This is a genomic window from Mesorhizobium silamurunense, from assembly GCF_014843905.1.
Lineage (GTDB): Bacteria > Pseudomonadota > Alphaproteobacteria > Rhizobiales > Rhizobiaceae > Mesorhizobium > Mesorhizobium silamurunense.
This window is the reverse complement of record NZ_LPVS01000052.1, coordinates 1-7,284: the sequence shown is the minus strand read 5'-3', so window position 1 is coordinate 7,284 and position 7,284 is coordinate 1. Positions and strand designations below refer to the sequence as shown.

Annotated in this window: 8 protein-coding genes, 2 pseudogenes and 1 riboswitch; of the genes and pseudogenes, 1 reads left to right on the top strand and 9 read right to left on the bottom strand. The window is 63.3% G+C overall.

The features are described 5' to 3' along the window. Window positions 1-451 (top strand): hypothetical protein (locus tag AU465_RS14430; RefSeq protein ID WP_192248458.1); only part of this gene is annotated, 451 nt, incomplete at its 5' end. Window positions 452-522: 71 nt separating this feature from the next. Here the strand turns inward: AU465_RS14430 and glyA are convergent. From glyA to AU465_RS14385, 9 genes and pseudogenes are all read right to left on the bottom strand, one after another. Continuing rightward, window positions 523-920 (bottom strand): annotated as a pseudogene (glyA, locus tag AU465_RS14425) (serine hydroxymethyltransferase); the annotation flags it as partial. A gap of 88 nt (window positions 921-1,008) precedes the next feature. Next, window positions 1,009-1,794 carry a hydroxymethylpyrimidine/phosphomethylpyrimidine kinase gene (locus tag AU465_RS14420; protein WP_192248455.1) on the bottom strand — a complete coding sequence of 262 codons (786 nt, stop codon included), beginning with the start codon at window positions 1,792-1,794 and terminating at the stop codon, window positions 1,009-1,011. After that, entirely contained in the window at window positions 1,785-2,390 is a 606-nt protein-coding gene (locus tag AU465_RS14415) for a thiamine phosphate synthase (RefSeq protein WP_192248452.1), read from the bottom strand. The genes AU465_RS14420 and AU465_RS14415 overlap by 10 nt, the downstream gene beginning before the upstream one ends. After that, a complete protein-coding gene (locus AU465_RS14410) occupies window positions 2,387-3,160 on the bottom strand; it encodes a thiazole synthase (RefSeq protein ID WP_192248449.1) in 774 nt (257 codons plus the stop codon). The genes AU465_RS14415 and AU465_RS14410 overlap by 4 nt, the downstream gene beginning before the upstream one ends. Before the next feature lies 1 nt (window position 3,161). Continuing rightward, the gene (gene thiS, locus AU465_RS14405) at window positions 3,162-3,359 is read right to left on the bottom strand and encodes a sulfur carrier protein ThiS (protein WP_192248446.1); all 198 of its coding nucleotides are present in this window, start codon (window positions 3,357-3,359) and stop codon (window positions 3,162-3,164) included. After that, window positions 3,328-4,329: a glycine oxidase ThiO gene (thiO, locus tag AU465_RS14400; protein WP_192248443.1), complete on the bottom strand. Its 1,002-nt coding sequence runs from the start codon at window positions 4,327-4,329 to the stop codon at window positions 3,328-3,330. The genes thiS and thiO overlap by 32 nt, the downstream gene beginning before the upstream one ends. Then, window positions 4,326-6,161 (bottom strand): phosphomethylpyrimidine synthase ThiC, encoded by a 1,836-nt coding sequence (thiC, locus tag AU465_RS14395; RefSeq protein WP_192248440.1) that lies wholly within the window; start codon window positions 6,159-6,161, stop codon window positions 4,326-4,328. Before thiC ends, thiO begins: the two co-directional genes overlap by 4 nt. A 103-nt stretch (window positions 6,162-6,264) precedes the next feature. Further along, a riboswitch (TPP riboswitch) is annotated at window positions 6,265-6,381 on the bottom strand. A gap of 182 nt (window positions 6,382-6,563) precedes the next feature. Beyond that, a complete protein-coding gene (locus AU465_RS14390; RefSeq protein WP_192248437.1) occupies window positions 6,564-6,725 on the bottom strand; it encodes a hypothetical protein in 162 nt (53 codons plus the stop codon). Window positions 6,726-6,811: 86 nt separating this feature from the next. Continuing rightward, window positions 6,812-7,284: pseudogene (locus AU465_RS14385) on the bottom strand (hypothetical protein); the annotation flags it as partial.

Below are 7,284 nucleotides of genomic sequence, written 5' to 3'. Positions count from 1 at the left end.
AGGCCAAGTCGACGCCGAAGCGGAATTCGACGCCCCATGGCCGAAAGCCTGTCATGAATGCCGCCATTACCTGGCGCTGGTCGAGATTGACCTCGCCGCGGAAGAGCAAACCGCGGCGGAAGCGGCGGGCGAGGTCGGGCTCAAGGAGCGTAATTTCCTCTCCATCGTCGACACGCCCCGAGATGCGGCTGGCGAACCGGTCAAGATCACCCAGCGCGGCGCGGCCACGTCCGGATCGCGTTACCTGGCCGGGCGTTGCCGCATCACACCAGTCGGCGGGGTCACATCCGAGATCCAGCACCGGCTGCTCGGCGCTTTCACGCGCGCACCACGGCGTCAACATGCGCCGGCGACCCATTGCCACCAAGTCAAGGCCTCCGCAACGGTCACTGCCGCGCCGCGTATGGCGAGCTCGAAGGCGGCGGTGAGGCGGGCGACGCCGGCGCATTAGACCAGGACATTCATGATCGCTCATGCGCCTCGGTCGGGATCGGTGCGCCAGGCTCGTCCGCCGGGACGCAGAGATCTGTCGTGCAGGCCATAGGGGACGCGCTTATAATCAGTGCAGGAGAAGTTGACGGCCCAACCATGAGTGAGATGGCCGCCACCGGGGAGGGGCAACCCCATCACTTTATCGCCCCGGCTCAAAAGCGCGCGATAGACAGCCTGATTGCCGGCGAGCCGGAATAAGGCTGGACGTTGGCGTGTTAGCTGCCAAATAGCGCCTTCAAGCGCTCAATGGCGAGGTTCTCAAGCTGATCGACGATACCCTCGGCGTACTTGTTCGGGAAAATCGAACCGGTCGCTTCCAGCACGGCCGAAGAGGCGAAGTTGTCGGAAGCGATCAGTTTGAGCGTGGTCCGCTCGTGCCGCTCCTGCCGTAGAAGCAGTTCGTGAACGCGGCAATCGACTGAGGCCAAGGGAGACCGTCCTTAGGTGTCGGGCTGCGCGATGGCACCGTCGGCGGAGTTGTCCATGACAGTTTCGCTCCCATTGGATTGATCTATTTCACGACAAGCACGCGGGCCCTTTCACCGCGGGTCGTGTATTTTGCAGCTTCTCGAAAACAAACCCTTTGCCTTTGCGCACGCTGTCTTCAAGCGGGCTTGCCTTTGCCAGATGCGCCGCAATCGCGCTGGCCAGCATGCATCCCGTACCGCGCATCGACGTAGCAAGGCGCGGTGTGTCGAAGCGGACTGGTTCGTGATCGCAGCGCAACAGAATATCGGTCGATCGGGGTCCCGATCCATGACCGCCTTTGATCAGAATGGCCTGCGCATCCGCGGCCAGCAGTTCCTGGCCCTGCCTGACTGCGCCGTCCTCGTCGACCGCGTGTTCCGCCCCGATAAGAAGCGCAAGTTCGATGAGATTGGGTGTGACGAGACGGCAAAGCGGCATCAGATTGCGCTTCATGACGGCGATGGCACCTGCTTCCAGCAGCGCCAGGCCTGAGGTCGAGGCGAGCACGGGGTCGAGGATTGCCGGCACCTGCGGATTTTCGCGCAGCACTGCGGCAACGGTAACGATGATCTCGGCCGTTGCGAGCATGCCGATCTTGATGGCCGCCACCTTGTTGGCCTGCAGCGCGGCGCGCATCTGATCGGCCACCAGGCTTGGTGACGAACGACGGATTTCCATGACGGCTTCGTGGGTCTGCACCGTCAGCGCGGTGACGGCGAGGCAGGTTCGCACGCCAATCGAAGAGATCGTCTCGATATCGCGCGCAATTCCGGCACCCCCGCTGGAGTCCGAGCCACCGACGACAAGCACATACGGGTCTCGCTTCAGCGCCATTGATCCGTCTTTTCGATCCATTCCCGCGTGCGCGCTTCGGGGTCGTCGTTCAGGGTGATGTCGGTCACCACTGCTGCGCTGTCCGCGCCAGCCGCAAAGACGCCATCGAGCCGTTCCGGGTTGAGGCCGCCAATGGCGACCAATGGAATCGGAGCAACGCATGCCCGCCATTCGGCGATCCGTTCGAGCCCTTGCGGCGTCCATTTCATCTTCTTCAGGATGGTCGGGTAGATGGGGCCGAGCGCGATGTAGTCGGGCTCGGCGGCCATGGCCGTCTCCAGTTCGAGATGATCATGGGTGCTCAGTCCGAGCCTGGTGCCGGCTGCCCGAATCCGCGAACGATCGGCGGTCTGCAAATCCTCCTGGCCGAGATGCACGAAGTCGCAGCCTTCCTCGATCGCTAGCCGCCAATGATCGTTGACGATGAGCTGGCACCGGTGTCGAGCACACAAGGCCTTCGCCTTGCGGATTTCGGTGCGCAACCCGGCCTGATCCATGGTCTTGATGCGGAGCTGAACCAGCTTGACGCCGAGTGGCACCAGCCGCTCGATCCAGGCAGCGCTGTCGACGATCAGGTAGAAGGGATCGAGCTTCATGAAAAAACTGCCCTGCCGATCGTCGGTGTCGACGGCACGGCGACGTCGCGCGGTTCGAGCATTCCCGAACTGAAAGCTTCACGGCCGGCCTCGACCGCCTTGCCGAACGCACGCGCCATGCCGACCGGATCGGCCGCCCTGGCGACCGCCGTGTTCAGGAGCACGGCGTCAAAGCCGAGTTCCATGACGGTTGCCGCGTGCGACGGTCGTCCGAGCCCCGCATCTACAATCAGCGGGACGCCAGGGAAATGTCCGCGCATCGAGCGCAGCGCCATGATGTTGACCGGCCCAAGCGCGGAACCGATCGGTGCGCACCACGGCATCAAGACGTTGCAGCCTGCCTCCAGCAGCCGCTCGGCGACAACAAGGTCGTCGGTGGTGTAGGGAAGTACCGCAAAACCGTCCTCGCACAGGATGCGGGCGGCTTCGACCAGACCGAACACATCTGGTTGTAGCGTGTCGTGGTTGCCGATCACTTCGAGCTTGATCCAGTTGGTACCGAAGACTTCGCGCGCCATTTTCGCGGTCGTGACCGCTTCCTGGACGGAGTGGCAGCCGGCGGTGTTGGGCAGGATTCTGACGCCGAGCGATCGGATCAACGACCAGAATTTTTCGCCAGCCCTGCCGCCCGCCATTTCACGGCGCAACGAGACGGTCACCACCGACGTGCCCGAGGCCTTGACCGCATCTGCAAGGATGGCAGGCGAAGGATATTGAGCCGTGCCGAGAAGCAGCCGGGAGGCAAGCGTCGTCCCGAAAAGTTCGAACATGCTAGCCTCCCTGCATGGGCGAGAGGATTTCGATCCGGTCGCCGTCGCTCAACTGGAACTCCGCCCGCCCGGCTTTGTGCACGAGGTCGCTATTGACGGCCGTTGCCAGCCAATCGCCCTCATAGTCGAGCGCGGCAAGCAGCTCCGCCAGCGTGGTGGCGGCAACCTCATGCGCTTCGCCGTTGACCATCAGCTTCATGAGTAAGTTCCTTGGTTCCGTCTTGATTGAAAACCAGGTCGGCCGCCTGGCGCGCCATGGCGGGGGCGAGGAGAAAACCATGGCGATAGAGCCCGTTGATCGCGACGGTGCTTCCACATGCCTCGACACGCGGCAGGTTGTCGGGAAAGGCCGGACGGACGCCGGCGCCGGTCTCAATGATGCCAGCCTCACCGAAGGCCGGATGGAGAGCATAGGCCGCGCCCAAAAGCTCCATCATCGAACGCGCCGTGACCGGTCCTGTGGACTGGCTTTCGATCATCGTCGCGCCAACCATGAAACGGTGGTCGGTGCGCGGTACCACATAGAGCGGAAAGCGCGGATGTAGCAGCCGGACCGGGCGCGACAGCGAAATGTCCGGCGTGCGCAGGATCAGCATCTCGCCGCGAACGCCGCGCAGCCCGTCGTCTTCTGCCGCCATCCCCGTGCAATCGATCCGGCGATCGAAGCCGGAAACATGCCGGGCGTGGGTGCCGAAGCGGAACTCGACACCCATGGCTGCGAGCCTGTCATGAAGTGCCACCATCGCCTGACGCGGGTCGAGATGAGCCTCATCGGGGAAGAGCAATCCGCGCCGGAAGCGGCCGGCGAGGTCGGTTTCCAGGAGCGCAATTTCGTCCTCATTGACACGCCGATGGCCCGACGTGCGACTTGCGAACCGGTCAAGCTCGCCCGCATCGCGCGGTGCAGCAACAACCAGCGTTCCGGCCCGTGTCACCTGACCCGGCAGCACCGCATCCCACCAGCCGGCGGCGTCGCGTCCGAGATCCAGCACTGGCTGCTCAGCGCTTTCACGCTCGCACCATGGCGCCAGCATGCCGCCGGCGAACCACGATGCGTTGCCACCGATGCCATGCCGGGTCTCGGCGACTGTGACCGTCGCGCCGCGGGCGGCGAGCTCGAAGGCGGCGGTGAGGCCGGCGACGCCGGCCCCTTTGACCAGCACTCTCATGACGGTTCCGGCGCCTCTGGCATGAGCGGTGCGTCGGTCTCGCCAACTGGCATGTAGAGATCGCCGCCCTCGCGGTATTTCGCCGCCATCGCCGCCATGCCCTCCTTTTGGGCCTCGGCGCGGATGTCGTGAGAAATGCGCATGGAGCAGAATTTCGGCCCGCACATCGAGCAGAAATGCGCCAGCTTGTGCGCTTCCTTCGGCAAGGTCTCGTCGTGGAAGGAACGCGCTGTTTCGGGATCGAGCGACAGGTTGAACTGGTCCTCCCAGCGGAACTCGAAGCGCGCGCGGGAAAGGGCATCATCCCTGACTTTCGCCGCCGGGTGCCCCTTCGCCAGGTCGGCGGCATGCGCGGCGATCTTGTAGGTGATCACGCCGGTCTTGACGTCATTGCGATCGGGAAGCCCGAGATGTTCCTTCGGCGTGACGTAGCAGAGCATGGCCGTGCCGAACCAGCCGATCATCGCCGCACCGATGCCGGAGGTGATGTGGTCGTAACCTGGTGCGATGTCGGTCGTCAGCGGCCCCAGCGTATAGAACGGCGCCTCGCCGCAGACGGCGAGCTGCTTGTCCATGTTCTGCTTGACCTTGTGCATCGGCACGTGGCCGGGGCCTTCGATCATCACCTGGCAATCCTTCGCCCAGGCGATCTGCGTCAGCTCGCCGAGCGTCTCCAACTCGGCGAATTGTGCTCTGTCATTGGCGTCGGCGATTGAGCCGGGACGAAGGCCGTCGCCGAGCGAAAAGGACACGTCATAGGCGCGGCAGATGTCGCAGATTTCGTCGAAATGCTCATAGAGGAAGCTCTCCCGGTGATGGTGCAGGCACCATTTGGCCATGATCGAGCCGCCGCGAGAGACGATGCCCGTGACCCGGTCGACGGTCAGCGGGATATAGTGCAGTCGAACACCGGCATGGATGGTGAAATAGTCGACGCCCTGTTCGGCCTGCTCGATCAGCGTGTCGCGATACACCTCCCAGGTCAGGTCCTCGGCGATGCCGCCGACCTTTTCCAGCGCCTGGTAAAGCGGCACCGTGCCGATCGGCACCGGCGCATTGCGCACGATCCATTCGCGAATGTTGTGGATGTTGCGGCCCGTAGACAGGTCCATCACCGTGTCGGCGCCCCAGCGGATCGCCCAGACCATCTTTTCGACCTCTTCGGCCATCGACGAGGTGACCGCCGAGTTGCCGATATTGGCGTTGATCTTCACCAGGAAATTGCGACCGATGATCATCGGCTCGCTCTCGGGATGGTTGATGTTTGCCGGAATTATGGCCCGTCCACGCGCCACCTCATCGCGCACGAATTCCGGGGTGACGAAGTCGGGGATCACCGCGCCGAAGGCTTCGCTGTCGCGGGGCAGCTTGCCGCGGGCGATCTCGCGGCCGAGGTTCTCGCGGATGGCGACGAACTCCATCTCGGGCGTGATGATGCCGGCGCGCGCATAGGCAAGCTGGGTCACCGCCTTGCCTGCCTTGGCCCTGAGTGGCCGGTTGCGAGCAGGAAATTCCGGCGTCAGGCGCTCGCCCGTCGCAAAGCCATTGTCTTCCGGCTGCACATGGCGGCCGTCATAGGCCTCGACGTCACCTCGCGCCGTAATCCATTCGTGGCGAAGCCGTGCGAGGCCCTTTTCGATGCTGGTTTCGACAGTCGGGTCTGTATAGGGGCCGGACGGATCGTAGACGGTGACGGGCGGTTCGCCGGCCGTTGGATGGACGGAGATTTCGCGCATAGGCACCCTGATCTGCGGGTGGATGGCACCGGGCTTGTGGATTTTTCGTGAGGCGGGCAGCGGTCCCGTCGACACGGCGGGGGTGAGGGCATTCATCGTGAGGCTCCTTTGCTCATGCATTGGAGACCCAGTTCTGTGCCGGAAGGATGAAAAGACGCTTTGGCCGCCCTGCTTGCGACAGGCCTCGGGCGTAAACTCCCGCAAAGCGCTTGCACCGTCCCTACGCCAGTATGAACTGGATCAGGTTCAACGGGTCACTGCGCCGCGAAAGCCAGCAGTATCTCAGCCCCTTGCCGGGACTCCCCTGGTGAATGCCCTAGGTTGAACGGGCTTGCGCTAGCTTGTCAAGCGGCTTCGGGCCGCGGCGACGATCTGCGGCCCGTCAGACCCGGGAGGAAGGCTCGTGCATGTGTCGGGCGCACGCCCAGGAGACCAGGCAGGGATAAGGGGATCGCCGAACCGTCGGACTAAAGATCGATCCTTATGATGATCACGCCTTCAATCGGCACCAAAGTTTTGCGCGTAGATCGCCTCGATCCGCCCTGCCTCGTCATTGGTCAGCGCGGCGAATTCCTTTTCGCGGGCCGTTCGACAGGTGGCCACCATTTGGTGAAGGAAACGGGAGGGCAGATTGGCCAGCCACTCGGGCATGTCGATCAAGTCGTCAACCTGCTGCCGGAATTGAGCTGCAGAAAGGCGGTTTCTTAAGGAAGGTCCCGTTCGAAAGGATTGCTACTACCACGCTGTCACGGAACGCTCGTCGAAAACATCGCCAAGCTGCCCAAGGCCACTGCTGTGACTTGATGGAGCATGCCGTTAGCGACGGGCGGTGATCTCTCAATGAAACCCTTTTCGATGTCCAATATCCCGTCCTCGGCCAGCATCGCCAAGTCTGAATCGAGAAAACGGATCGGATCGGATCCGTGGGCGGCACAGATTGCCGGCACATCCGCCTCGAGATCGCACATTAATCGCTCGATGATTGTGGCTCGCACGCGGTCTTCGTCGGTGAGACGGTAGCCCTTTGACGTCGCCAGACGGCCAGCAGCCGAGTGTAAGAATCCCGTGTAACCTCGTTCTGGACGTACCCCTCGCCGACGCGGCCGTAGCTGACGCGCCGAAACCGATCAGGGTTTTGCAGGTGTCTGCCGAGTACCCCAGCGAGTTACGCCGCAGGCGACCGGTTTTCTGTGCCAGCGCGAGCTCGTCGTCCGGCAAG

What these genes read in the sequence shown, in the direction of transcription:
- AU465_RS14420 (WP_192248455.1), bottom strand. Translation starts at nt 1,794, where the DNA reads ATGGCGCTGAAGCGAGACCCGTATGTGCTTGTCGTCGGTGGCTCGGAC.
- AU465_RS14415 (WP_192248452.1), bottom strand. Translation starts at nt 2,390, where the DNA reads ATGAAGCTCGATCCCTTCTACCTGATCGTCGACAGCGCTGCCTGGATC.
- AU465_RS14410 (WP_192248449.1), bottom strand. Translation starts at nt 3,160, where the DNA reads ATGTTCGAACTTTTCGGGACGACGCTTGCCTCCCGGCTGCTTCTCGGC.
- thiS (WP_192248446.1), bottom strand. Translation starts at nt 3,359, where the DNA reads ATGAAGCTGATGGTCAACGGCGAAGCGCATGAGGTTGCCGCCACCACG.
- thiO (WP_192248443.1), bottom strand. Translation starts at nt 4,329, where the DNA reads ATGAGAGTGCTGGTCAAAGGGGCCGGCGTCGCCGGCCTCACCGCCGCC.
- thiC (WP_192248440.1), bottom strand. Translation starts at nt 6,161, where the DNA reads ATGAATGCCCTCACCCCCGCCGTGTCGACGGGACCGCTGCCCGCCTCA.